The organism is Prevotella melaninogenica (assembly GCF_018128065.1).
In the GTDB taxonomy this organism is placed as follows: Bacteria; Bacteroidota; Bacteroidia; order Bacteroidales; family Bacteroidaceae; genus Prevotella.
In genome coordinates this window covers 618953-645115 of sequence record NZ_CP072359.1, presented here as the reverse complement: position 1 = coordinate 645115, position 26163 = coordinate 618953, and the positions used below count along the sequence as shown (strand labels likewise).

The following is a 26163-nucleotide window of genomic DNA, read 5'->3' as shown; positions in this document are numbered from 1 at the left end:
CCCTCTCTTATTAAGGCTTAATAGCATTCAAATTAAGCCTTAATAGACTTCTAACAAACCAAAAGTGAGCTTATATATACCGCTTATAGCTGTTGGGAATAAAGCTGAATGCCAGCCAACGAGCCCCTCCCTGTGGGGGAGGGACCAGTTGGCTGGCTATTGTTTTATTACAACTCCAACTGATTTAACTGCTTATCCACCAATAAGCCCTTTGCTGCTTGCGGCTTAACGGTGAACGGGTTGAGAGCCTTCATACGGATGACGAGCAAGTCGGCATCGCCATTGATTGTGTGGTGGTCGCCAACGTTCACGAAGGTTGGGTAGAGCACTTGCGAACCATCGCTATGACGACGGTCGTAGGTGAGGTTGCGCATCACCATTGATGGGTCGGTCTCAACCTTAACAAACCGCAACTCCTTCGGACTGTATGGGAAGATGAGGTTGAAGGCGTTGACAGCCTGCAAGTCCTTACCCTTCACCTTGATGATGACATCATCGCCTGCTGCGTATGACTTACGATTATATTCGTAGTAAACCTTACCGCCAACTGGTGCTACCTCATCGTCGTTGCAACCACCCTCAAGCTGTACGGCAACATTCGAGATGTCGTAAGCATCAATGAGTCCGTTGCCGTTGAGATCACCACCGGAGATATAACCATCGAAGTCGGCATCACCCTTTCTGAGTCCGGTATAGTTCATATAAGAGGTGAAATCGTTCTCATCAATCTTACCATCAAGGTTGATATCGCCCGGGAGGATAGACTTTGTGCCTGGCACCTTGAAGACATAGAACTCACGACCAGAGCCGAAGTTGCCGACAGCCTCCTTCACACTTACTTTCACATAGCGTGCCACAGGGTGAGAGCTTAGCGTCACCTCCTTCGTTCTACCATCACGTGCCCACTGCTGTGGACCGATTTCTATCCAGTTCCTGCCGTCCTTGCTGACAGCGATGTCACACTTCGTAATCGTTCCGTTACCACCATTTGCACGTGGCACATATTGCAACTTGTCGAGTGTGTTGGTGCTATGGAGGTCGACCGTGAAGTCGAATGGTACAGCCTTCGTATAATAATCGGTGTGCCAGATGTCACCTGTCGTATTGAAGTCGAAGAGATGCCAGATACCGAAGCCGTCCATGTCACGGGCAGTTGAGGTAGCTGTAAGTCCCTTGATGGCGTACTCCAATGGGTTGACAGCTGTCTTCACATGCAACGGTGTCCACGCTCCTGCGCCATCGCTATTCACTGCACGCACCTTAAAGTCGTAGTCGGTTGCTGGCTGCAAGTCCTCGAAGAGGAGCGAGTTATGACGGATTGTCGTATAAGTATGCCCGTTAAAGTCTATCTCATAGTAGTCAGCATTCTGCACAGGCTTCCACTTCGGCGTAACGCTATAAGGCTGAACATCAGCAGCAAGCAACTCAGGAGCAGTCAGTGTGCCTTTCTTGCGCAAGGTTTCATTCGACTTGTTCAGACGTGTGAAGCCATCAATGCGGAGTTCAACGGCCTCCTTCGTGATATCACATGATGCCAAACGTACGATGATTTGTGCATTCTTTGCGACCAACAACCGTTCCATCTCACTGCCTGCGGTTGAGAAGCGGTTGATATTCGATGCCTGAACATACTGCCATGTGTTATCGCCCTGCTCAGCTTCTGTGAGTCGAATCTTCCTGCCACCGACAACGGCTGTGAGCTTCTTTGGCTTCGCATTGGTGTTCAGATAGAAGGTTGTAGACTGATTTTTCACCATTCCATCGAACGTTCCTTCGGTCTTGTCGATACTTATGGTCAGCACCTGCTTATTGTTGAGGTCGGAGGTGATGAGCGTTGTAGCCTTCTCATTAGAGAGATATTTCTGTGTCGTACCATCGTCGTCATAGAGTCTGAACTCAGTTTTCCCATCTGGATAGAACTCAAACACGCGACGGCTCTTGTCAATCTCTGAAGGGTTGTTATTCGGATTGACCATCGGAATGATAGCACCTGCCTTCACCAAGACCGGTAACTTCCAAATGGGTGCGAAGTAATCGTTGAGTATGCAACCACCTTCGTAAGTAGCACCCGTGAAGTAATCGTACCATGTTCCCTTTGGCAGATAGATGCCATTGCGCACATCGTTGCCCTCCTTGTCGGCTGCCGTGTTCTGATAAACAGGTGCAACGAGGAACGAAGGACCGTACATATACTGATAGCGTGTAGCACTGCTGTGGGTGTAATCGTTGCTATCATCGAGGAACATTGCACGTATCAATGGCTTACCTGTCACTGCCTCATGGGCACATGAGTAGGTGTAAGGCAAGAGCATGGACTTGAGTTTGAGGTAAGAACGATTGATACTTGTTGCTGGTTCGCCCAAGGCTTGTGGATACTTAGGATTGCTACCCCATCCATCCATATTCAACTGCATAGGCGTAAAGGTCTTCCACTGGAAGTCGCGGATGTTCACCGAGAGGTTCTTTCCACCGAAGATACCGTCCATATCACTGGTGATATTACCCATTCCGGAGAGTCCAGAACCAATATAGGTTGGGATGTGGAAACGGATATATTCCCACTCGCCACCCGTCTGGTCGCCCGACCATACACCACCATAACGCTGTGTACCTGCCCAACCGTCGAGGGTAATAATGAATGGACGTGCGTCGCTGCCATAGTAAGGCATGATGTTAGCCACGTCAGCAATACCATTGAGTCCGAAGGAATAGCCTGCACCAACCCATGCTACATCGGTCTTCAACACACGCACACCTGCATCACGCACCTCTTTGACGATGTCGCGTTGCAAGAGTGCTGGAATGCTGTCGACTGGGTGAAGGTTTGACTGGGTCCATAGACCTATCTCTACACCGTTCTTACGCGCATAGTCGCCAAGGCTCTTAAGGTTGGCTATATTACCATCGAGGGTAGTTGTCTGACCATAGCCAGCTCCGTAACCATCGTTAGGGAGAATCCAACCCAATGGCATATCGTTCTTCTTATATCTGTCGATAACGGCACGAGCAGAGAACTGATAGTTCTGCTTTTCGCCATTAAGACTTTCCTTGATACCGCCATTGTCCTTCTGACTTTCCACATATCGCTTGCCGTCTTCAAAGAGGATGCCCTTGCCCTCTTCCTTCGTCTCCTTCCAATAGTCACGGTTGTAGGCATTAAGATGACCCTCATAGAAAGCAAACTTTGGCAACAAGACAGGGTTACCAGTAAGCTGATAATAATCTTGAAGCAAAGAAACGGGAGTCGTGTCGACCATCAGGAAGAGGTCGAGATAAGGCATATCGTGACTAATCGTCACCGTATGCTTGCCTGCACTACCAAAGTCGTAAGCACCAGGCGCAAAGGTGTAAGGCATGGCTGCATAACCGCCTGTTGACCAATAGAACGGAGCTGGCGAAGCAACGCCACCATCGGTCCAACTATTGGTGTTGACAATCTCAATGCGCTTGCCACGATGAGAGAAGCGACCGTTCTGCACGCCACCCCCATAGAAATACTCTCCCGATGCATTGGCGAGGGTAACAGTGGTGCGGTTCTTCTGGAAGTCTACTCCCTTCACCTCTTTAACTACCTCCTTACCATTTCGAAGGTCGGTGACGCTCATCAAACCCGTACTGCGGTCGAAGCGCACACGCACCTCAGCAGTTGAGACAGCCACATCAGCATCGGTCTCATTAACGCTCAAACGTCCCGCGCTCTTGCGTGGATTGTCAAGGAGAATACGTGCTGGAGGATTGCTCGCAGGGTCACGAACGATGCCACCCTTTGGGTCGCGGAAAAGACGGAAGACATTCTGACCATAGAAGTCTACCGTCATCACGCCACCATCGCTATAAGTAATCTCTACCGTTGTTGGATTGATTTGTCGAATACCATTCACTGCCTTTCCATCAGCAAATGCACTCTCTCCCACTGCCAATAACAAGGCAGCAAGTAAAATCTTTGCTTTATTCTTTCTCATTTTATAGATCTCCTAAACAGTTCCCTGTCTTCCGTTCCCAAGCTTAGGTCTCCTTGGTTTCTGAACGTCTTTTGGTTTTTAGCTTATTATTCTTTTCTAACTGAGTGGCAAAGATACACTATATTTTGTAAATGACAATGCTTTAAGCAAATATTTTTGAAATTTGAACTTGAAACTCTGGTTAACTTGAAGACAGAATGACATAACGACATACTTTTTCAATGACATATTTTCTCGAGCAGTACGCTCGGATTTAGTCTAATGAATGTATAAGGACTACGAATGGCACGAATTACACGAATGATTGAAGCGAAAGAACAAACGACAGAGTAAGTAATAGGGTCAGCAACTTGTAAATTTTTAAACTTGTAACAACTTGTCAACTAACTAAAAGGGGTATCTCGCATTTCACTCCCCTCTCCAATCGGAGAGGGGTTGGGGGTGAGGCTTTTTTTCTTCTTTTCGGGTTGGGGGTGAGGCTTCTATTTTACTTTCTTCTCCTTATTTCCAACCTCATTGGGTCTTGGATATTAGCATTCCTGATAAGTTGCAGGTAACGTTCGCGGAGTGGTCCCACCCTTACATTCTTTCGTGCACGGACGGAGGAGATGACGGATGAGGGGTTGCGTGGCTCGTGCACGTGGAGCACTCGACAGATATGGTGCACTATCGTTTGGAAGTCCATTGGCTTACCGTATGCATCCATCAGCGTTCCTCTCTCCCAAACCATGTGTGCAAGGTCGATGAGGTCACACTTCAAGCCAATCCAATACAATCCTTCCTCTTCGTCTCGATTGATTAGGTCATAGAAGTTATCAACAATCTTCTTTGTCAGTCGGTCTTCTTCCTCATTTGTCCAGAGTTGAGTAGCCTTTATTACGATATTTATTTTCTTCGTCATTGGTCTTAGTGTTTTTTTGTTATATAATAATAATGTGTTTCAATTAGCTACCACCTTGTTTAGTCGTGACGCATAGCGGTCAGAAGGAGAAGTCATCGGGTGGCATTCGCATCGAGCCTCTACCGAGATGGTCTACTGGGTAGAAGACTATCTCTTGAGGTTGCTGCAAAGATAAAACTGTATTGTGCAGTATATGTTCAATTGCAAAAAATTTTTCTTTAAATAATTCTAACAAAAAGACCCTAAAATTCATTGGGAGGAATAAGTTCAACATGTTACCACAAATCCTTCTGAATAGTCTATAAAAACTGGTTATCCTCAAAAGAGGAGGATAACTAAATTCTATGAATTATAAACAAGTAATGGGAGTAAAATACAAGGATATAAAAACTTCAATATTAAAGAATGGCATTGCATACCATCTGTGTCTTTGTTTGTCATTCAATTCTTTATGTTGTGCTGCATGAATATCAGTCCTTTCGTATTATGCGTGAGAAAACGACTTTTTAATAAGAACGCATAATTGCGAATATCTTGAAGAATATTCTTTTTTAACAAGAAAATTTTATGAGTAAACGAGGTGCTTAATCAGTTGCTTGTCCTGTCTATTCAACCATTCGTGTAATTCGCATAATTCGTAGTTTTATGTAATCATTCGTGTAATTCGCGTAATTCGTAGTTTTGTGTAATCATTCGTGTAATTCGCGTAATTCGTAGTTTTGTTCTTTGCTTCTGAACTACTATATTACTATGTCTTTTTATCTTATTTTGTAAATAAAATTTATAGATTGAAAATTCGTTGATGCTTTTTTGGTTTCTAAAAGACGCCCAATTGACTTGCAAAAGATGCCCTTTAAGGACCTTACTAACGCCCTTTTGAACCCTTATTAATGCCCTTTTAAAAAACTATATCGCAAGTATTTGATAGTGAGAAACTTATAAGGGGACTGAAATTATGTGTTTTTATCCTATTTCCGAGTTTATTTATAGGATATTTTGTAATAATATTTCAAAGTTAAAACCTCAATTTCAAAGTTTATCACACGGAGGGACGAAGAGTGCTGAGGTTTATGGAGTGTCGAGGTTTGCCACCCACAGAAGCCCCCCTGGTGCGTGGAGAAACAGAGGATAGCCGCACCACTTCATATCTTGGATAAATCAATTTTCACCGAAAGTGATAGTATTTATAATAAAAGTTGTATTTTTGCAGTGGTAACAGTTTGGTCCCCTTGTCCTTTCCATCTTCCTGAATGGCATTAGGATTTTGTTATGGTAGCTTGAAGATAGTTAGCAGACAACACAACGATTCTTGTCGTTTTGAAGAATTGTTCTTCATACTGCTCTTTCTTGAAATAGCCGATTCGATGTTAGAAATAAAAACAGTGTCAAGCACAGGAAGAAGGAAACAAGATTGAAGATAGAAAGATAACATCTTTTCTTAGACGCATAGGCGAATTATCATTTCCTCTCGTAATATCTATAATGACATCTGTGAGAGAGGTCTCAACCCTATAGTTGAGACAGCAGATTACATTCTCGTACATATATCTAAGAAAAAAGATAACTGGAAGATACCTCACAACATAATTTAAAATCACACAGCTTATCTATAGAAGGCTTTGTCTATGGATAACAATTATTGCTTTTATCTAATAGAAAAGGAACAATGAACAAGCAAGTTTTTCAAACAGACTCCCGTCAGCGCTGGAGTTATTTCAAATGGACCTTACGCGTGATTCTAACGATTCTCTCTCTCTTGGGAATCGTTTTCTTAGCAATGTTCGCCTTGGAAGGAAGTCCACAGATGCCTTTCCGTCACGACTATCGAAACGCGATATCAGCATCATCGGCTTATACGAAAGACAATAAGACTGCAAAACTTTATAAGTCCTTTCGCGACTTCTTTAAGGAGAAGAAGATGCACAATAACTATGCAAAGGTCACCATTAAGAAGCAACGTTTTATAGGGGAGGCAGACGGTCTGACGCAGAAATACTTCAGCGAGTGGAACGACCCACGCATCGGTGTCCGTTCGGCATGGTATGTCAACTGGGATAAGCATGCTTATATCTCTCTGAAGAATAACATCAAACATCTGAACATGGTGTTGCCAGAGTGGTTCTTTATCAATCCTAAGACCGACAAGGTGGAATATCGGATTGACAAAAAGGCACTACGGCTGATGCAGCGGGTGGGAATTCCGATTCTCCCAATGCTCACAAATAACTATGACTCCGACTTCCATTCCGAAGCCATTGGGCGTATCATGCGCGACGAAAAGAAACGTATGGCACTCATCAATGAGATGGTTGTAAGGTGTAAGCAATATGGTTTTGCAGGTGTCAATCTTGACTTAGAGGAACTTAACATTGCTGATAACGAACAACTCAACCAGTTGGTCAGAGACTTCTCACGCATCTTCCATGCGCACGGACTCTATGTCACGCAAGCCGTAGCCCCTTTCAACGAAGATTATAACATGCAGGAACTGGCGAAATATAACGATTACCTCTTCCTCATGGCTTACGACGAACATAACATCGAAAGTCAGCCGGGTGCTGTTAGCTCACAACGATGGGTAGAAAAGGCTACCGACTGGGCTGCAAAGAATGTTCCTAATGACAAGATTGTCCTTGGTATGGCTACCTATGGTTATGACTGGGCTAACAAGGAGGGTGGAACGACTGTATCCTTTGATCAGACGATGGCTATCGCACAGGATGCAGGTGCTAACGTAAGGTTCAATGACGACACCTATAACCTTAACTTCTCTTATCAGAACACTGATGACAGGAAGATTCATCAGGTATTCTTTACCGATGCCGCCACCACCTTTAACATCATGCGCTTTGGCGCAGAATACCATCTTGCAGGCTTTGGTCTGTGGCGATTGGGAACAGAAGACAAACGTATATGGCGTTTCTATGGGAAAGATATGTCATGGGAGAGCGTGGCAAGGATGTCAATTGCGAAGCTGATGCAACCCAATGGTACCGATGATGTCAACTTCGTTGGTGCTGGTGAGGTTCTCAGCGTGACGTCAGAGCCTCATCCTGGACGCATCGCTGTGATGATAGATAGGGATAACCGTCTTATCTCTGAGGAATATTATCATGCCCTCCCATCCACCTATACGATACAACGATTAGGAACATGTAAAAACAAACAACTTGTTATCACCTTCGATGATGGACCTGACAGCCGTTGGACACCCACTGTGCTAAGTACGCTGAAGAAGTATAATGTGCCTGCTGCCTTCTTTATGGTAGGACTGCAGATGGAGAAGAACCTGCCCTTGGTAAAGAAAGTCTATGACGCTGGTCATACCATTGGTAACCACACCTTTACCCATCATAACATGATCGAGAACTCTGACGACCGCTCTTATGCAGAGTTGAAGTTGACGAGAATGCTCATTGAGAGTGTTACTGGACATAGCACCATCCTCTTCCGTGCACCTTATAATGCTGATGCTGACCCAACGGAGCATGAAGAGATATGGCCAATGATTGTGGCAGCGCGTCGGAATTATCTCTTCGTCGGAGAATCTATCGACCCGAACGACTGGGAACCGAATGTCACTGCTGACCAGATTTACCAGCGTGTCATCGATGGCGTGCACCATGAGGACGGACATATCATTCTGCTTCACGATGCTGGTGGTAACTCACGTAAGCCTACCCTAAATGCCCTGCCTCGTATCATAGAAACACTGCAGCAGGAAGGCTACCAGTTTATCTCTCTCGAACAATATTTGAGAATGAACCGACAGACCCTCATGCCAGCTATCAACAAGGGGAAGGCTTACTATGCGATGCAGACAAACCTCTGGTTAGCAGAAATGATCTACCATGTGTCCGATTTCCTTACTGCGCTCTTCCTGGTCTTCCTCATCTTGGGGTTGATGCGCCTAATCTTTATGTATGTCTTGATGATTAGAGAGAAACGCGTGGAGAACCGACGCCACTATGCCCCGATTGACGCTGCCACAGCACCTGCCGTCGCAATCATCGTACCGGGTTATAATGAAGAGGTGAATGTCGTGCGCACAATCACAGCTCTCAAACAGCAGGACTATCCTAACCTGCAAATCTACTTCGTTGATGATGGTAGTAAGGACCATACGCTCGAACGTGTGCGTGCGGCTTTCGACAATGATGATATGGTCACGGTGCTTGCTAAGAAGAATGGCGGAAAGGCCTCTGCGCTTAACTATGGTGTCGCTGCCTGCCCCGCAGAATATGTTGTTTGTATTGATGCCGATACACAACTAAAAAATGATGCCGTGAGCCGACTGATGAGGCATTTTATTGCTGATAAGGAGAAACGTATCGGAGCAGTTGCAGGAAATGTAAAGGTAGGTAACCAACGAAATATGCTTACCTACTGGCAGGCTATCGAGTATACGAGTAGTCAGAACTTCGACCGTATGGCTTACTCTAATATCAACGCCATAACCGTCGTTCCGGGTGCCATCGGGGCTTTCCGCAAGAAGGTGATTGAGGAAGTGGGTGGCTTTACCACCGATACCTTAGCCGAAGACTGCGACCTGACAATGAGTATCAACGAACATGGTTATATCATTGAAAACGAAAATTATGCCGTGGCTATGACGGAAGCACCAGAGACCCTCCGCCAGTTCGTAAAACAACGTATTCGTTGGTGCTTTGGTGTGATGCAGGTCTTTTGGAAACATCGCTCATCGCTCTTTGCTCCTTCCAAGAAAGGATTCGGACTTTGGGCTATGCCTAATATGCTCATCTTCCAATATATCATCCCAACGTTCTCGCCATTGGCCGATGTGCTGATGCTGCTCGGCCTCTTTTCAGGTAACGCCTTACAGATTTTCTTCTATTACCTTATCTTCCTCGTCATCGATGCAAGTGTGTCAATTATGGCTTACATATTTGAAGGCGAACAGTTATGGGTACTTCTGTGGATAATACTTCAGCGTTTCTTCTATCGTTGGATTATGTATTATGTTCTTTTTAAGAGCTATCTCAAAGCTATCAAAGGTGAATTGCAGACGTGGGGCGTTTTGAAGCGTACTGGTCATGTTGGTGAATAGATAAGTAGCCCACAAACAAGCAAGTCACTGGTCTCACCTCCAACCCCTTTCCTCGTAGGGAGGGGGGATGCTTCTTTTGAGTAGTAAAGGAGTTGATGGGTAGACAAGTGAACACGTTATGTGCTCATTCACTTATTCTTTTTACACTATTCTTTTTGTCTAATAGTTCTGTACATTGTACATCCTGTGTCTCTACAAGTAATCTGTCAACTAAAGTCTGTGTGTTCCAAGACCTTTAGGTCTCTGGGCGTTACGTCAAGCAAGAGGGAGTTCTGTTTCTTCTGCTTATCTGTGTCGTCTGTGAGAAAAGACACTTAATCCAGATTTACAATTATGATTACCGCAGTGGGTAAAGTAAAATATAAAAAAGTCAAACCGCAAAGTTCAAAGTCCAAAAGGGGACTGTTAGTTCTTGTGGTTTTTGATATATATCAAGAATTAACCGACAGATTAATATTTTTCCTCGTTTAATTTTGATAATATGAATATTATCCATACCTTTGCATTGTAATTCAAGGGAAGCATATCTAGTTACAAGGTTTTAGACTTTATAGGTACTTAAGATTGCTCAGGATTATAATTCAAAAAAGAAGATTTGTTTAGGTTAGTAATAGATTTAGGTTTTTAGTTATATTTTAGGTAAAGATTGTAGAAATATTATCGTCGTGAGACGGTGATTATTCGGAGATAACGGAAGAGCAATTGCTCTGCCGTTTCTTTTTTTATACCCCCCTTACTTTCAAATAGAAATTAAGTGCATCATCATATCTATTTTAGGTAAAACTTCTTAGTTAAACCATATCATACCCTTCAACTGCGCAAGATATTTATCAAGGTCTTTGGCATTATCATCTGTCAAGAAGAAATACATAAAGATGAATCTGTAATCTTTTCCTATCAACACACAACGACAACGAGTGAACTTACCTCTACATTCCTGTCGTTTTGTGTCGATAGGGTACATTAGCATATAATCAGCATTAAAGTACTTTTTGGCAAGTGTTACAGGATAATCTGTTAAAAGCATCTTTATTTCGTCAACCTCGCATGGTTCAGCATATAGACAAGTATCACCTATTACCTGCCACTTCAGGTCACTTTTGATGTAGCCATAGATATCCACACTCATTTTCCCGCCCGTAGGGAGGGAAATTGTTTTAGAACTACCATTCACATTCCAAATCGATGTTTTCAAATATACCTCGCAGTTCTTGTCTTGATAGACTAAGCTGGCATATGAATATAATATATGCTTTCTAAATACACATCCCTTCGCAGCACAGGGTAGTTGTTGGGGAACGTAACCTTTATTCCTTGTCAGCGTGTAGGGAGGTTTGATATTAAATCTGATGTTTTGCTGTTGGCATTTCCCTTCTATCGTTGGTGGGTTCCATTTAAAAAGCTCAGTAGTATCAATGTCTTCCACTGTTACCTGTGCAGATATAGTCTGGACGAACAAGAATAAAAATAAATAAAGACAGCTCTTTTTCATAATTCTTTCATTATGTAAGTGTAATCCACCTTGGTATTCTGTTTCTCCAGAATATGGATTTCCACGATTATTAAAATATTCCTCGAAATGTGTTCCGCCAGCATACTTAAGAATGTCTGAACTGATATAAGTTGAATGCGTTCCTCCGTTGTATCTGTTCATCTGTGAGAGAGCAATTAGAGCATTGACTTTTCTTCTTTACACTCTTTATTTCTATGGTTTATATGAAAGAACTTTTTGCCCTTTAAGACGAGGGCTTTGCCATTCTCAAAGTGACGATAGTTGGCAATACTATCATACTCCAAAGGAATAACCTCTTTTCCCTGCTTATTAATAAATCCCCACTTACCACCAACAACATACTCGTGCTCTGGGTCGTCTTGTGGTCTCACTGTCTTGCAACCTACTGCCACAGCAGCCAATCCCTCATAGTATGGGAAGATAGCATCATACTTCGGTTTGACAATAACCTGTCCTTTCATATTGGCAATGCCCATCTTCGTACCGCTCTTATCTAAGATTCTAAAGAGTCCATCCTTTGGGTAGTCATTCCCATTATTAGCCATAAATACATTGAATAATTCTTTGCCCTTCTTGTTGATAGCTACACAGCCGACATTCGGTTTAAACACAAAGCCAATAGTACGGATTGTGTCGGTATAACACAGCAAGTATCGATTATAAGGCACAACGGTTTGCCCATCCTGATTAACATATGCATATTGCTCATATTTTGCAGTCGTATCAACCTCTAAAACTAAATACATGTCTTTTACGTCTTTCGTAGACGAACAAGACAATACTAAACTGCATGACAGAGCGAGTATCAAAAGCTTTAAGTTATTCATATTCATTTTAAGTTTCACGATTTTTAGGTATAGTCATATTTGTGTACAAATGTACAATTAATTATAATACAAAAGTGTAGAGGTTCGTTTTTTAACTTTTATTATAATTATGTTTTGTTTGTGGCTAAGTATTTATCAAATAATAATAAAGTAAGATTTTGATGCTGTCTGCATTTTTAAGATTCTGAATTATCTTTACATAATTTTCTGTTGTCAGTCCTTTAAAAACACAAATAAAGCCTTTATTCTTCGCCTCTGTAACTATCAGTAGTTCAGTTTGTTATGATATTGTGCAAGAAAAGATGCTTAATTGGACTTCAAAAGGGCGTTACTTCACCTTCAAGTAACGCCCTTTTCAGATGTATTTAACGCCCTTTTCAAACCGTAAAGAGCGTAGATTGAAAAGGAAGAGTTGAAAAAAACGGACAAAATTTTATTATTGCAAGGGGCGATTGGGATTTAAATTGTAAACCTTGTCCCTCTCTTTTTGGTCGATGATGGAAAAGTAAACCCGATTGTTGAACAATTACTTATTTGCGTAAGAGGAAAGTATAAATTTGCATCATCAAAGTTAACGCTTTTATAAAAATATTGCCTAATTTTGCACTTGCTTGTTCAATCTGACTAACTTAAGCTCAATTTTCTATTAAATATTGTTAATAAATAATTGTACCGAGTACATATCTTAAAATAAATATCTAAATTTGTCGCTCTACGAAGATAAAGTGTACTGACATTTACCTATAGAAATAAATATTAATTAAAAACAATAATCAATTTAACTAAACCATTTCTATGAAGAGACTTTTCAAATCTTATTTGTGGATGGTCTTGATGGGCTCGCTCGCATGGGTTTCCTGCTCTGATAAAGAGACAGGAGGCACAGCTGGTACAGCTTTTGACCCATCACAACCAATTGTCATTAGTGACTTTTATCCCGACAGTGGTGGTATTGCTACCCCAATGATTATCACTGGTAAGAACTTTGGTACTGATACCACAGGTCTTGCACTTTGGTATGTTGACGAAGATGGCAGACGCCACCGTGGTGGTCTTGTATCATCTAATGGCGAGAAACTTTATTGCTATGTGCCAGCCGGTTTGACTTACAAGCGTAACATCAAACTTGAGGTGACACGTGCTAACGGTGCTGACACTATTAAGGGTGCTGGTAGCCGCGACTTTAAGTACATCACACAGACTGCTGTTACAACAATTGTTGGAACACAGACAAGTGATGCACACGCTACAAAGATTGACAAACTGTTGACATCAAACCTCTCAGCTCCGGGTTACCTTTGTGTTGACAATGAAAACAATATCTTTATCGTACAGCATAGATTTGATGATAGATTTAATGCTAATGGAAGTGATGCTTTTATCGAATGCCGTGACGAGAAGAATGAGAATGTCGGAGGTATGGTGTTAAAAGCTGACTTGAAGAGAGATCAGTTGTCTATTCTTCAGGTGAATAGTAAACAAGACGAGAAAATTAATGCACCAGCTTACTCAACACTTGATGGTTATGAGGGTGTGTATGTACCAGACGATAACGGACGTAAGTATTACAGTCTGTTGAAGGATCAGGGCTATGCTGTTCACAAGCAGCAGTTCATCAATCCTAACGGTTATGCAAACCTTGATACTAAAAACTGGAAGTATTGCTTCGTGATTAACAAGAATGACCAGATGATTTACTCTGTGATGTTTAAGGGGCAGCTCATCCGTATTAATCCTAAGACTCGTAAGGCAGAGTTGCTCTTGAAACGTGTTGGTAAGGATGGTCCTAAGGGAGACGGTGGTTCAGATGCTTTCTGTACATTCAGCCCTACACAGCCTAACCGTTTGTTCATCTCATTCACCGATGCACACCAGATTTGGTATGTTGACGTTGACCAGTTGTCAGACAAGGATTCTCTGACTTACGCAGGTGAGCCATACGCAGGTATTTCTTCTTTCGGTACTGTAAACGTAACTGAAGGTAAGGGATGGGAAGACGGAGCGTTGAAGAACGCTAAGTTCTGCTACCCACGTCAGATGACCTTCACCAAGGACGGTAAGCTTTATATTGCCGACTCTGGTAACCACTGTATTCGTATGATTGATACCACTCAAGGTAAGAACGCACGTGTTACCACACCTATTGGTGTACCACAGAGCGCAGGTTTCCAAGATGGTGGTGTCGAGTTAGCCAAGTTTAATTGGCCGACGGGTGTCGCCGTGAGTGCAGACGGAAGTACGGTTTATGTCGCCGATTCAAAGAATCAGGTGATACGAGAGTTGTCAATTAAATAGCTATTACCTAATAATACTATAAACATAGATTTATGAGAAGAACATTATATGTCTTGTGTCTCATGGTGGCTCTGTTGACCTATGGAGTTCAAGCCTACTCACAAGATAATGGTACTGCAAAGCAGTTCTCGGTAGCGGGTGTCATCTATGATGATTCGGGTGAACCCTGTATTGGTGCTACCGTTCGTGTTAAGAACGAGCCGGGTGTAGGAACTGTTTCCGACCTTGATGGTAAGTTCGAGATTAAGGTTAAGCCGGGTGCAACGCTCTTGTTCGAGTACGTCGGTATGGAGACCGTACAGCGCACCATTCTTAAGGATGAGCCTTCCCTTTCAGTTAAGTTCAAGGTAGCCAAGACAAATGCTATCGACGAGGTTGTCGTGACAGGTCTTGTCTCTCAGAAGAAGGTATCGGTGGTAGGTGCTGTATCTACTATTAATATGGAAGAGTTGCGTACCCCGGGTACTTCACTTGTGAACATGATTGGTGGTCGTATGCCGGGTGTTATCACCATGCAGATTTCTGGTGAGCCGGGACAGAACCTTTCAAACTTCTGGGTGCGTGGTGTGTCGACCTTCGGTGCTGGTGCAAGTGCGTTGGTTCTCATCGACGGTATCGAGGGCAGTCTCAATGATATTGATGTAGACGACGTTGAGAGCATCTCTGTATTAAAGGATGCTGCTGCAACAGCTGTCTATGGTGTGCGTGGTGCTAACGGTGTTGTATTGGTTACTACCAAGCGCGGTTCTAAGGAGAAGATTCAGATTACAGCTCGTGCGACAGTGAAGTTGTCACAGATTAAGCGTCTGCCTGAGTATCTGTCATCTTACGACTATGCAAGACTTGCTAATGAGGCACGTGCAATGTCAGGTGAGTCAGATCTCTATACGCCAATTCAGTTGGATATCATCAAGAACAATCTTGACCCAGAGCTTTATCCAAACGTAAACTGGATTGACCAGATTATGAAGAAGACCTCTTTGCAGGAGAACTACTATGCCAGTGCGCGTGGTGGTGGTGATGTTGCACAGTACTTCGTTTCTGTAGGTTATCGCCATGAAGGTGCAGCCTATAAGCAGAAGGAGAACCAGTTCCATCGTCCATTGTCTTACGACCAGTTGACTTATCGTGCAAATATCAACATGAACCTTACAAAGCGTTCTGAGCTTTACTTTGGTGTTGATGGTAGCATCACTAACTACACAACTCCGGGTGGTAAGAATACCAACCAAGTGTGGGAGGATGTCCTCCAGTTGAATCCATTGATGTTCCCTGTTACATATGCTGACGGAACATTGCCAACTTATGGTCAGAACGACCTTATCTCTCCATTTGCAGCGCTTAACTATCAGGGTTACAACTCAGCTGATAACACTCGTAACATGATTACCTTGAAGTTCACACACCGCTTTGGTGGTATTCTCAAGGGACTCGTGGGTTCTGTTCAGGCTGTTAATGACCGCACATCAGGTTTCAGCGAGCGTCGTTTCGTTAAGCCAGACTACTATCGCGCTACGGGTCGTACCTCTACGGGTGACCTTATCAAGACACTGCGTTCTAAGCAGCAAGATATGTCGTACTCTTCAAACAATGAATCTTGGAGAAAGTACTACATGGAGGCTAAGTTAGACTATAATACAAGTATCGGTGCTCACAACCTCGGTGCTCTCCTCTTCTATTATATGGAAGATACAAAGGGTTCTAAATGGGGCAATGGTGATGCACTCGGTATCGCAGCTATTCCTAAGCGTCGTCAGAATGTGTCAGGTCGTTTGTCATGGGGTTATAACTCTACTTATTTTGTAGATGCTAACTTCGGTTACACTGGTTCAGACATCTTCCCTAAGGGTGAGCGTTTCGGCTTCTTCCCATCAGTAGCTGTAGGTTGGGCTCCAACTTCATACAAGTGGGTACAGAAGCATCTTCCATTCGTAAACTTCTTCAAGATTCGTGGTTCTTACGGTCTTGCAGGTAACGACCAGATTGCAGATAAGGATTCTCGTTTCCCATACTTGACAATTATCAACAACCACGCTGGTACCACATGGGGTTATACCGGTCAGGGTATTGTTGAGAAGCAGCAGGGTGCTGACAACTTGAAGTGGGAGGTTGCTAAGAAGTTGAACGTCGGTATCGATGCTAACTTCTTCAACGATGCTATCAAGGTGACAGTTGACTTCTTCCGTGACACACGTGACCACATCTTCCAAGACCGTGTTACATTGCCAGAGTTTGCTGGTATGGTTACTTATCCTAAGTCTAACGTGGGTCGTATGCACTCATTCGGTTCAGATGGTAACATCTCTTATTTCCACAAGATTAACAAGGAGATGAACTTTACCGTTCGCGCCAACTATACATGGTCACAGAACATTGTTGACTACTTCGAGGAGAATAAGCTTGCTTACGATTATCAGAGTGTGACAGGTATGCCATACGGTGTATTGCGTGGTTACATTGCTGAGGGTCTCTTCAAGGATGAGGCTGATATCCGTCAGAGTCCAGACCAGACAGGAGCTTTCGGTGTTGTTCGTCCTGGTGATATCAAGTATCGTGATGTCAATGGTGATGGTGTCATCAACGGTGATGACCGTGTGCCATTGTCATATGGTAACAACGTTCCTCGTGTAATGTTCGGTCTTGGTGGTGAGTTCAACTATAAGGACTTTACTGTAAGTTTGCTCTTCAAGGGTAATACAGGTGTTAACTACTACCGTGTAGGTATGGGTCACGATGCAGGTTGGATTCCATTCTATAATGGTGAGATGGGTAATGTGTTGAAGATGGTTAACAATCCAAAGAATCGTTGGATTCCATCATGGTACTCTGGTGATCCGTCAACAGAGAATCCTAACGCAATGTTCCCACGTCTCTCTTACGGTTCAAATACCAACAACTCACAGCTTTCTACTTTCTGGAAGCAGAATGGTTCATTCCTCCGTTTTCAGGAGTTGAACTTCCGATATGTCTTCCGTCATCGTAAGTGGCTGCGTGCTGCTGGTCTTAGCTCGCTGGAGTGTGACTTCGTTATCAACAACCTCTTCACTATCGACAGCGCAAAGTACTTCGACCCAGAGCAGGCTTGGTACAATGGTGCGGCTTATCCAATCCCAACCACCTATTCATTGCAGATGTACTTTAGATTCTAAGGTTTCACCTCTTAATTAGATTGTAATAATGAAAAAACATATTTTAGCTTTGGGCGCTGTTGCAGCTCTGTTCTCAGGCATGACATTCACATCATGTAACTTCTTGGATCAGGACGACAACTTTAATGCTATCTTCAAGGAGGATTCTATCTTCCACTCAGCCCAGAATGCAAATGGCTATCTCTATGCTACTCCAACGATGTTCCCATCAGCTGGTAACATTTGGGGTAACTCATGGACTCCGGGTGAGACAGCATCAGACGAGATTTGTGTACGCTGGCAGACGAACGAGTTCTGGGGTGCAAAGTTCACAGTAGGTAATGTTAATGCTGAGAACGTTCCTAACTGGGGACAGTGGTACCAGATGTATAAGATTATCAAGCGATGCAACCTTATGTTGCAGAAGGTTGACAAGGTTGGTGATATGTCTAACAATGATAAGGCAGACTATAAGGCAATGGTTCACTTCATCCGTGGTTATGCTTACTACGTATTGTTGCAGAACTGGGGTCCTTGTCTGATTGTCGGTGACGAGGTTATCTCAACCAGTGAAAAGGCTGATTACTATGACCGCGAGCGTGCAACAATGGATGAGTCTATTGACTATATCTGTAATGAGTTTGCACAGTCACTTCCGGGTTTGAAACGTCCAAGCGAGCAGTCAACTGCTTACTTCGGTCGTCCAACAAAGGGTACTGCGTTGGCACTTATCGCACGTCTTCGCCTTATTCAGGCTTCACCAACCTTCAATGGTGGTACTTATGCAAAGCGTTGCTTTGGTGAATGGAAGCGTAAGAGCGATGGTAAGTATTATGTAAATCAGGACTACGATGCAAAGCGTTGGGCTGTTGCTGCAGCTGCTGCTAAGCAGGTAATCGATCTCAACTACTATACACTCTTCACAGTTGATGCCGATAAGGATAACCCATATCCACTCGATGCATCTGTTCCAACAGCGAAGTTCCCTGATGGTGCAGGCGGTATTGACCCATATCACTCTTTTGCTGATATGTTCAATGGTGAAGGTACAGCAAAGGTGAACAGAGAGCTTATCTGGGCTGATGAGTACTCAGGTCCTGTAATGGAGTATACCCATCACTCATTCCCAGTGAACTATGGTGGATGGGGTGGTATGTCAGTTCCACAGCGTGTAATCGACTGCTTCTTGATGAAAGATGGTAAGAAGCCAGCAGAGTCTCCACTCTATGAGGCAGACTTGACCAAGCACGTGAACCAGAAGAAGTCTATCGGTGATTGCGATATGGCAAATGGTACACCATTGGCTTACACGAACCGTTCAGCTCGCTTCTATGCAAGTATTGGCTTCCCGGGTCGTATCTGGAAGATGAACTCTACTACCGATGGTAGTTTTAACAACCAGACTTTCTGGTACTCTATTGATGATTCTAAGGCTGGTAAGAATGCAGCTGGTAACAACCCTAATGACTACTGTATCAGTGGTTACGTACCATTTAAGTACATCCACCCAGATGACTCTTGGCATGGTAAGGATGGTGCTGCTGTTATTCCTAAACCATTCCCAATCATCCGTTATGCTGAAATCTTGTTGGCTTACTGTGAGGCAGCTAACCATGTTCAGGGTTCAGAGACAGTGAAGACATGGGATGCAAGCGGCAGATTAGTTGATGTTGCTGTAAGTCGTGATGAGGCTGCTATGGCACGTTACTTCAATATGATTCGTTATCGTGTTGGTCTCCCGGGCGTAGAAGCTGCAACACTCAGCGCAGAGAATGCCTTCGATGAGGTAATCAAGAATGAACGTCAGGTTGAGCTCTTCAATGAAGGTCATCGCTACTTCGACACACGTCGTTGGGGTACTTACTTCACAGAGGATGCTAACAGCTCTAACTGGCGTGGTCTCGATGTTTACAGCGAGAAGAAGGGTAACAACGATGGTCCATTCTTCAACCTCGTAACAATCAACGAGCAGAATATTCGTGACCGTAAGGCTCTCCCACGTATGGTATTCCTCCCACTCCAGCATCGTGAGTTGGTGAAGAGTCCTAAGATGGATCAGAATCCGGGTTGGGATCGTTAATAACGTTAATATTGTAACTATTTATGAAAAAATACAAGTATATTTTAGGATGTGCCTTGGCTGCAGTAGCATTGTCATCATGTAACAATTATGACTTTGAGCAGAACTTCTATCCCCACAAGGTAGGATTGATGGCAGGTTCCAATCGTATCTATGATCGTACCACGGTAGAGCTTTCTGCCGTGGAGAACGGTACGGCTTCTATCAAGTTGGTAGCAAATCTGAGTGGTTCGCAGATGGCAGACCGTGACTATCACGTGACTATTGCTCATGATGATTCACTCTTCAATGCTTATAACAAGTCTAACTTCGATATCGACAGCACAAAGTTTGCACGTCTTCTGCCACAGAACTGCTATGAAGACCCTGCTTTGACGGGTACTATCCCTTCAGGTACAAACAAGTGCCTCTTTGATATCAAGTTGAAGAATCTTGGAACTTTGTCACCTGACAGTACTTACTTCCTCGACTACAAGATTGTTAGCCACGATGCAAGTGCACTCGCAACTGACAATAACAAGTTAGGTGTTAAGTTGAATCACGTATTGATAAAGGTTACATGGAAGAATGCCTACGGCTCTACAGCTGAGGGTTGGAACTATCAGTTGGTGTCTTCACAGGTTACTAACCTTGAAACAAAGTCAACGACTCGTCCAACCAATACTGTTCGTGCGTTCCCAGTAGCATCTAATGCTGTTCGTTTCCTTGCTGGTGATGAGAAGTGGGATAACTACGAAAAGGCATTGCATGACATCAATGTGAAGAGTATCATTGCTACTATCGGTTCGCAGACCGTTACAAATCCATCAGCTTACAACGTAATGCTGAAGCCTTACAAGCAGGATTCTATAGAGGTAGAAATGCTTACCCCTGTTGGTGAGTATAACAATACTTTCTTGCTCAATGAGTTAGGAGGTAGTGCATCAACTAACCCTACTTACTTCAAGGAGTTCCGTCTCCACTATCGTTACCGTGTGATGAAGAATACCAAGCAGAACGATGGTACATGGAAGGAAGGTCCATGGAAAGAAGTGTTGTCTAAGCTGCGCTATCAGTATAATCCAAGAGCAGATAAACTTTAACGATAAATAACTACGAATAATGAAACTTAAGATTAATTTCCTATTCATGCTGTCAGTGCTATTCGTGGGCACCTTAGGGCTCGCATCCTGTGCAGCTGACTATGACACCGACTTTACTGGTAAGGAGCTTGAGGTTCCTCATTCTTCTCAGCGAATGATTTCATTCAATAAGGAGGGTGGCGAACAGCAGATTGTTGTTGAAACGAATGTTCCTCTTGATGAGTGGAAGGCTGTGAGTAATGCTGAATGGCTCACTGTTACCAAGAATGCTGATGGTAAGGGTGTAACTGTAAAGGCACCAGCTTACAATGGCTTCAAGGCTCGTGAGGCTAAGATTACTATTTCTCATGGTGAGCACGCATCTTACGATATTAAAGTATCACAGATGGGCTTTGAGAGTGTGCTTCGTATTCCAGAGGAAAATCCATTCTTCAATCGTGAGGGTACATTCTACTCTCTCCTTGAGAGCAATGTGACAAGTATCGACGTACCAGTTGAGACCAACCTCAACCTTGACAACATCGTTATCCCTGACACTGTGTCTTTCGTTCGTTTGGATGCAAGCAAGACAGTAAAGCAAAATGGTATTGTTAAGCTCCACTTCGATATGGATCCTAATACAACTTCAGAGAAACGCTACTGTACAGTACGTCTGAAGAGTTCTGACAACTGGGATGCTTCTATCGAGTATGTCATCGAGCAGGCTGCTAAGGGTTATAAGGTTCGTCCTATCTATCCAATGGCATCTAAGCAGGCTTCTGTTGAGATGGTAGACCTCGGTCGTACTTATCGTGTGCCATTCCAGCGTGCTGCTTCTGATGGTAACTATGAGATTATCATTCCAGAGGATGCTAAGGGCTGGTTGTCAACAACTAAGAAGTTTATTGCTGGTTCTGAGGCTGTCTTCACAGCAACTCTCAATGCTACAGATAATCCTCGTTCTTGTGACGTGGTTTGTAAGCCTTCTAACAGTAGCGCACAGCCATTTACAATCCACGTAACACAACAGGCATTCCAAGATATTGTTCCTACTGGTGTGAGCGATGTAAACGTAACACCGGGTAAGGGCCAGTTCAACGTAACATGGAAGGCACCAGACGAGGTGAACTATGAGAAGGTTATCATCAGAGCGAAGAGCAATATGGCTGGCGTTCCTGAGTCAGTGAAGGAGGTTGCTGCAACTGAGACATCTTGTGTTCTCAATGATGTATTCAACTTTGCAGGCAACTACACTATCACCGTAACGACTCAGGGTCTCAGAGGTAAGAACACGAATGCTCCTGCAACAGCAACGGCTCAGGCTAATGAGTGGTCAGAGGCTGTTGAGATTCCTCTCAATGCAAGTATGGTTTCTTCTAACTCAATGCAGCCAGGTCATGAGATTGGTTCTGCGGTTGATGGTAATAAGACTACTTACTTCCAGACAAAGAGCAACGGTAGCACCAGTGACCCACGTCCACACATTGATATCACACTTAATGAGGGTATCAACGGTACTTTCTACATTGGCTTCGATGAGAACAAGGTGACAAGCAATGACCGTAACCCTAAGAAGGTAAATATCTATGCTTCTTCTGACGTTATCACATCTGCTACTCCTGTATCAACTCACGTAACTTATCGTTCTACGAATGCAGTGAGTGAGCCTCTCTCTTACACAAAGACAAATGGTGCAACTATCACCCATATCCGCTTTGAGCCTACACAGCGCAAGAACGGTACAAATATCAATAATGGTGGTGGTTCTTCATATTGGTACCTCGCTGAGCTTCACCTCTACGTTTATCACGATGAGGCTTGGAAAAAGCAACAGTTAGGTCTTTAATCCCTCTATCTCAATCCGCTGGCATAGGAAGCCTATGCCAGCAGATTTCTCCCGTTAAAAAAACAACTACTACTTATTTAATTAATCTATGTTATTTGAAAGATTTTTACGTAACAAGGCGCTGATGGCTGCAATGGCATTGACCGCCGTTATACCAAGTGTTGCGAAGGCATCGCCTCTCTCTCCTGCACCAAAGGCAGAAGGAGAGAATCAGCAAATCAAGACTGGCGTTTACTATATTGTAAACGATAAGCGACAGCTGGGCACTGACCTTTATGTCTATGCAAATGCTAATGGACAGTTGCATGGTAAGAGCTTTACATCAACAGCAACAGACTATTCTAACGTGTTTATCCTCCATTCAAAGGGTGGTGACAACTATACCATTCAGAGTTTGAAAGATGGTAAGTATATTCAGACTGTGTCAGGAAACAATCAAGCCTACGAAACAGGCGCAGGTGCTTATAAGTTCCAGGTTGTTTATCAGACAGAGTCGGCTGGTACTGGCAAGTCTTATTTCAACATCTATAATGATCGTGTGAAAGACGATTGGTGTTGGCATCTTGATGGGCAGAAAGTTGTCGTACGCTGGCATCCATTGAGGGACAATGGCAAAACAGCGCTCGGACCAAGTGAGTTCCGTTTAGTTCCTGTAACAAACCTTAGCGATGAGCAGGTTCATTCGAGACTTGCTGAGTTAACAAAGATAGTTGACCCAACAAAGGACTTGACAAAGTATTATGAGATTGTCTCTGAACCTTATGGCAGAGCTATGCGTGAGGACTATATTGAAGGTTCACTCTCAACACGTAGCTTTAGCGATAATGACTATAGTTATTGTTGGAAGTTAGTGAAGTTAGACAATAGTCGTTATGCATTCCAGAACGCTGTTACGGGTAAGTATATCGTTCCACAGAATGGTGCTACAAGTTGTACCTATACCACTTCAGAGGCTAAGGGTAATGGCTTCGATTTCCAGCGTAACCAAGATGATGCTTACGTGTTGGCTTTCGAGATGATTGATGGTAACAATGTTGGTATCCACTGTGCAGAGAGTCAGGGTTATCGTCCTGTAGGATGGTACACCAGTAATGAGGCTAACAAGTGGCTTTTCAAAGAGGCTACCATTGATCAGGCAAAGCTCAAGGAGCAGCAGGATGCTTATAAGGCACGTGTTGACTTGACTAAGAATATAGACAAGTATGCAACAGCTGTTGCAACTTACTTCACCAATAGCGCAGCTACTGAAGTAACAGCAGAGGTGAAGGCTATGACTGATGAGGCTTTGAAGGCTAAGATGACTACTGATGGCGTTCCACAAGGCTTGCAAGATGTTGTTTTAAAGATTAAGAACCAGAGTTGGAAGAGTTATCCAAGTGGTCGCAATTGGGAGCAAAAGTTCCGTATTGCTAACTACAAGGCTTATAGCGAGAATGAGTATGGTGCGTGGGCAAAATCTATGGGTATCGGCTACAACTATGGTAGTATGACTAATCCAACAGGTATCACTGTTTCTGATGGTGAGGACCTCTTCGTCTTCCTTGGTGATGAAATTCCTGATAAGGCAACTGTGCAGATTGAATTGGTACCATTAGGTACACGTAGTGCAGGTAAGTACTATAACTTAAAGAAGGGTTTGAACATCATTCTTAACCAAGGTGAGAACAATGTCTTTGTAAACTATATTGGTCGTACCTTTAACAATGGTAAGACGCTTAAGAGTTATCAGCCAATTAACATCCACATCGAAGGTGGTAAGGTGAATGGTTACTTCGACCTCACGAAGGGCGATACTAACGAGGATTGGCAGAAGATGCAGTCTGATGGTCTTGTTTGGGCAAAGGCTTTCAACATGAAGGGCGAGTTGATTGTTATGCACATGCCAAGCGATGCTTGCAAGCAGTACACTCCTGTTCACATGAAGGAACTTGTTGAAATTTGGAACAGCATCGTACAGCGCGAGGACGACCTCATGGGCTTCCGTTCCGCTAAGCGTGATAAGTGCAACAATGTTCTCAATGCTACTGCCGTCGACCATGGTTATATGTATGCTACAACAGGTGGTACCTATTATAATTACAACACTTTGGGCGACGTACTCAACTACGACAAGATGAAGTGGGGTAACGGTACACTCTGGGGACCTGCACACGAGTTCGGTCATAACCACCAGCAGCTTTTTAACACTGCAGGTATGACTGAGATTTCTGTGAATATGTACTCTAACATGATTATGTTTACCTGTGGTCGTGTAACCAGTCGTTCTGAGAGATGCTCTTACAACGATGTTGACGGTAAGAGATATGACGGTGTTTGCGAGAGTGCTGTATCAACATACGCTGACCGCTTCGCTAACAAGCAAAAGTGGTTTGAATATGGTACATGGGGAACAACCCAGATGTACTACAAGCTCTATTTGATGTTCCATGCAACAGGTCTTGACAATCAGTTCTGGCACAAGTGTCTTGATTATCTCCGCACCCACCGTCTCGAAGGTCAGGGTACAGCAAACTGTCAGGGTGATAAGGACTACTTGCTCTTTGCTATGGCATGTTCTTATGCAGCTAAGCAGGACCTCTCAAGCTTCTTCGAAGCGTGGGGTCACTTCTATAACGTGAATGGTTCTGTAATCGGTGACTACAGCAATACAACCATGTATACTACACAGGCACAGTGGATGAAAGCAAAGAAATTTATGCAACAGTTCCCTAAGGGTCCTGCTAACAATATGATTTTCATCGACGATCATATCCGTCCTACTCAAGCTATCTATCCAGGTGCTGCTCCTGATGCAAAACGTACAGACTTCAACGATGCTGTACGTGTAGGTACTATGGGTGACTTCGGTTCATGGGATCAGTTCAAGACAGACAGCCTCGGTCAGGGTTATGCAATTATCAAGACACAGAAAGATATCAATGGTAAGCGCACCTATACTATGGAGGCTAAGAACAACCATGTTGTTGGTTTCAAGATTTATAACAGCAAGAACCAGCTTATCTACTTCGCTAACACCAAGACTTTCACTATCCCTAAGAAGGTGATGGAGGATGCAGGTAACAACATCGTTGTTAAGGTTTGTGGTTCTGACGGTTCTGAGGTTGACCCGGGCGTTGTTCCAACAGGTATCAAGACCTTCACTGCTCAGCCACACGATGGCAAGGTAGACGTTTATAGCATCTATGGTGTCCTCGTTCGCAGCAAGGTGAATGCAGATACAGCCCTCAACGGCTTACCTAACGGCGTTTATGTTGTTGGTGGTAAGAAGGTGGTTGTAGGGAAATAAGCAGCCCAAGCAGCCCCACCCCCAGCGCCTCCCCCATAGGGAGGGGAGAGAAATGCGGGATACCCCTAAAAGTTTAAAAGACAGAGTAGCAGGAGAACTTGTTACTCTGTTTTTTTTAGAATGATTATTAGCCCCAATTAGCCCATTAGCCTAATTAGTAGTTCTTATTTTCTTATAAGAATTCCAACACCAAGCT

At 43.6% G+C, this 26163-nt stretch carries 11 protein-coding genes; 7 read left to right on the top strand and 4 right to left on the bottom strand.

From position 1 onward, the window contains the following. Window positions 1-167: 167 nt before the first annotated feature. Together J5A56_RS02650 and J5A56_RS02645 are read right to left on the bottom strand one after the other, a co-directional pair. Entirely contained in the window at window positions 168-3962 is a 3795-nt protein-coding gene (locus tag J5A56_RS02650) for a TIM-barrel domain-containing protein (RefSeq protein WP_021670607.1), read from the bottom strand. A 487-nt stretch (window positions 3963-4449) separates the two neighbouring features. Next, the gene (locus J5A56_RS02645; protein WP_021670608.1) at window positions 4450-4863 is read right to left on the bottom strand and encodes a hypothetical protein; all 414 of its coding nucleotides are present in this window, start codon (window positions 4861-4863) and stop codon (window positions 4450-4452) included. A 1666-nt stretch (window positions 4864-6529) separates the two neighbouring features. Between J5A56_RS02645 and J5A56_RS02640 the strand changes: the two genes are divergently transcribed. Further along, window positions 6530-9931, top strand: a complete 3402-nt coding sequence (locus J5A56_RS02640; RefSeq protein ID WP_021670613.1) for a glycosyltransferase — start codon at window positions 6530-6532, stop codon at window positions 9929-9931. 787 nt (window positions 9932-10718) lie between these two features. Here J5A56_RS02640 and J5A56_RS02635 read toward each other — a convergent pair. Next, window positions 10719-11585: a hypothetical protein gene (locus tag J5A56_RS02635; protein WP_021670615.1), complete on the bottom strand. Its 867-nt coding sequence runs from the start codon at window positions 11583-11585 to the stop codon at window positions 10719-10721. 14 nt (window positions 11586-11599) lie between these two features. Continuing rightward, window positions 11600-12190, bottom strand: coding sequence for a WG repeat-containing protein (locus J5A56_RS02630; RefSeq protein ID WP_051305122.1), 591 nt, complete (start codon window positions 12188-12190; stop codon window positions 11600-11602). 876 nt (window positions 12191-13066) lie between these two features. Between J5A56_RS02630 and J5A56_RS02625 the strand changes: the two genes are divergently transcribed. The 6 genes from J5A56_RS02625 to J5A56_RS02600 all read left to right on the top strand — a co-directional run bounded on the left by J5A56_RS02625 (window position 13067) and on the right by J5A56_RS02600 (window position 25967). Beyond that, on the top strand, window positions 13067-14566 hold the full coding sequence (locus tag J5A56_RS02625) for an IPT/TIG domain-containing protein (RefSeq protein ID WP_021670617.1): 1500 nt from the start codon (window positions 13067-13069) through the stop codon (window positions 14564-14566). A gap of 32 nt (window positions 14567-14598) precedes the next feature. Further along, window positions 14599-17715: a SusC/RagA family TonB-linked outer membrane protein gene (locus J5A56_RS02620; RefSeq protein WP_036918500.1), complete on the top strand. Its 3117-nt coding sequence runs from the start codon at window positions 14599-14601 to the stop codon at window positions 17713-17715. A gap of 28 nt (window positions 17716-17743) precedes the next feature. Further along, entirely contained in the window at window positions 17744-19774 is a 2031-nt protein-coding gene (locus J5A56_RS02615) for a RagB/SusD family nutrient uptake outer membrane protein (protein WP_021670619.1), read from the top strand. A 23-nt stretch (window positions 19775-19797) separates the two neighbouring features. Next, window positions 19798-20856, top strand: coding sequence for a DUF1735 domain-containing protein (locus tag J5A56_RS02610; protein WP_021670620.1), 1059 nt, complete (start codon window positions 19798-19800; stop codon window positions 20854-20856). 19 nt (window positions 20857-20875) lie between these two features. After that, the gene (locus J5A56_RS02605; RefSeq protein WP_021670621.1) at window positions 20876-22681 is read left to right on the top strand and encodes a BACON domain-containing protein; all 1806 of its coding nucleotides are present in this window, start codon (window positions 20876-20878) and stop codon (window positions 22679-22681) included. An 88-nt stretch (window positions 22682-22769) separates the two neighbouring features. Further along, window positions 22770-25967 (top strand): M60 family metallopeptidase, encoded by a 3198-nt coding sequence (locus J5A56_RS02600; protein WP_021670622.1) that lies wholly within the window; start codon window positions 22770-22772, stop codon window positions 25965-25967. The last annotated feature ends 196 nt before the right edge of the window (window positions 25968-26163 follow it).

Excerpts from the sequence above, each read along its gene's own strand:
- J5A56_RS02650 (WP_021670607.1), bottom strand. The coding sequence starts at position 3,962 with ATGAGAAAGAATAAAGCAAAGATTTTACTTGCTGCCTTGTTATTGGCA.
- J5A56_RS02645 (WP_021670608.1), bottom strand. The coding sequence starts at position 4,863 with ATGACGAAGAAAATAAATATCGTAATAAAGGCTACTCAACTCTGGACA.
- J5A56_RS02640 (WP_021670613.1), top strand. The coding sequence starts at position 6,530 with ATGAACAAGCAAGTTTTTCAAACAGACTCCCGTCAGCGCTGGAGTTAT.
- J5A56_RS02635 (WP_021670615.1), bottom strand. The coding sequence starts at position 11,585 with ATGAACAGATACAACGGAGGAACGCATTCAACTTATATCAGTTCAGAC.
- J5A56_RS02630 (WP_051305122.1), bottom strand. The coding sequence starts at position 12,190 with ATGTATTTAGTTTTAGAGGTTGATACGACTGCAAAATATGAGCAATAT.
- J5A56_RS02625 (WP_021670617.1), top strand. The coding sequence starts at position 13,067 with ATGAAGAGACTTTTCAAATCTTATTTGTGGATGGTCTTGATGGGCTCG.
- J5A56_RS02620 (WP_036918500.1), top strand. The coding sequence starts at position 14,599 with ATGAGAAGAACATTATATGTCTTGTGTCTCATGGTGGCTCTGTTGACC.
- J5A56_RS02615 (WP_021670619.1), top strand. The coding sequence starts at position 17,744 with ATGAAAAAACATATTTTAGCTTTGGGCGCTGTTGCAGCTCTGTTCTCA.
- J5A56_RS02610 (WP_021670620.1), top strand. The coding sequence starts at position 19,798 with ATGAAAAAATACAAGTATATTTTAGGATGTGCCTTGGCTGCAGTAGCA.
- J5A56_RS02605 (WP_021670621.1), top strand. The coding sequence starts at position 20,876 with ATGAAACTTAAGATTAATTTCCTATTCATGCTGTCAGTGCTATTCGTG.
- J5A56_RS02600 (WP_021670622.1), top strand. The coding sequence starts at position 22,770 with ATGTTATTTGAAAGATTTTTACGTAACAAGGCGCTGATGGCTGCAATG.